The organism is Variovorax sp. dw_954, from assembly GCF_018449755.1.
Lineage (GTDB): Bacteria > Pseudomonadota > Gammaproteobacteria > Burkholderiales > Burkholderiaceae_C > Variovorax.
Genome location: NZ_JAAVVD010000112.1, coordinates 1 through 530, shown reverse-complemented (window position 1 = coordinate 530; position 530 = coordinate 1). Strand labels below are relative to the sequence as shown.

Here is a 530-nt window from a genome sequence, read left to right as displayed (position 1 = left end):
GCGCTGGGCGATTGCGACGTCGCGATCGGCGCCGGCTCGGAATCGATGAGCCGCGGCCCGTACTTCGACACCTCGGCCCGCTATGGCGCGCGCATGGGCGATGCGGTGCTGGTCGACTACATGCTCGGCATCCTGCACGACCCGTGGGAAAAGATGCACATGGGCATCACGGCGGAGAACGTCGCGGCGCGCCACGGCATCACGCGTGACCAGCAGGATGCGCTGGCCGTGCTGAGCCAGCAGCGCGCCGCCGCCGCCATTGCCGCGGGCCGCTTCAAGGAACAGATCGTCCCGGTCGAGGTGAAGACCCGCAAGGGCGTCGTGCTGTTCGACACCGACGAGCATGTGCGCGCCGACACCACGCTTGAGACGCTCGCCAAGATGAAGCCGGCGTTCAAGAAGGACGGCCTGGTCACCGCCGGCAACGCCTCGGGCATCAACGACGGCGCGGCCGCCATCGTGCTGGCCGAGGGTTCGCGCGTGCAGGCGCTGGGACTGAAGCCGCTGGCCCGGCTGGTCGGCTACGCGCA

1 pseudogene is annotated in these 530 nt (G+C 69.6%); it reads left to right on the top strand.

Annotation, left to right across the window (positions count from 1 at the left end):
• Positions 1 to 530, top strand: a pseudogene (locus HB681_RS37750) (acetyl-CoA C-acyltransferase); the annotation flags it as partial.